Below are 718 nucleotides of genomic sequence, written 5' to 3' on the forward strand. Positions count from 1 at the left end.
CACCAGAAAACGTCACGCCACCTTGGCTTTGATCGTAAAAAGGCTTGTCTTTCATCAACACTTCAAACAGGTCGTCCGATTTCGCCGCTTCTCCACATATGCTGAGCGCTTGTGTTGGACATACGTTTCGCAGCGCTATGATCTGCGCCTCGCTCATGGCTTTTCGATTGATGATGATTTGATCGTCAATACGTCGGATACCATCGCTCGCCATGTCGCCGTTTACGGTTTGTTTATAAGCCGACACACAAAGCTGGCAGTCCGCTATACAACTGCGCTCATCAAACAGCAGAGAGTGCTTTTCACTGCGGCTTTCTGGGTTTTGGCACCAAGGACAGGACAAACTGCATCCCTTCAGAAACAGAATGGTGCGAATACCATCACCATCGTGGGTCGAGAACCTCTGAATATTGAAATACATTGCTGTCCGCCTCTTGGTTTGCTCTTCTACTTTTCACGCTTTTCTTTTTCTGAAAGCTTCATTTGACAATGAAATATTGGCACTTAACTTTCATTTTGTGAAATTATTATAGTTTCAATTGAAATTACAATTGATCAAAATCAAGATCTCAGCGGATTGTCAGATCTATAGTGATCCCATCATCAAAACGAAGATTTTGTATAAGGTAGAACCCATGATCGAACTCTATTTAGATACTGCTGACGTGGCAGAAGTAAAACGCTTTAACCAATGCCTACCTCTGAAAGGGGTAACCAC

General features: G+C 43.5%; 1 protein-coding gene and 1 pseudogene. One reads left to right on the forward strand and one right to left on the reverse strand.

Translation table 11 applies throughout. The features are described from left to right. Positions 1–421, reverse strand: a 421-nt coding sequence (locus tag R7R78_RS26215) for a 4Fe-4S cluster-binding domain-containing protein (RefSeq protein ID WP_225474624.1), incomplete at its 3' end; no start/stop codon positions are given. A 214-nt stretch (positions 422–635) separates the two neighbouring features. Here R7R78_RS26215 and R7R78_RS26220 point away from each other — a divergent pair. Further along, a pseudogene (locus R7R78_RS26220) lies at positions 636–718 on the forward strand (fructose-6-phosphate aldolase); the annotation flags it as partial.

It is taken from the genome of Vibrio sp. 2134-1 (assembly GCF_033339495.1).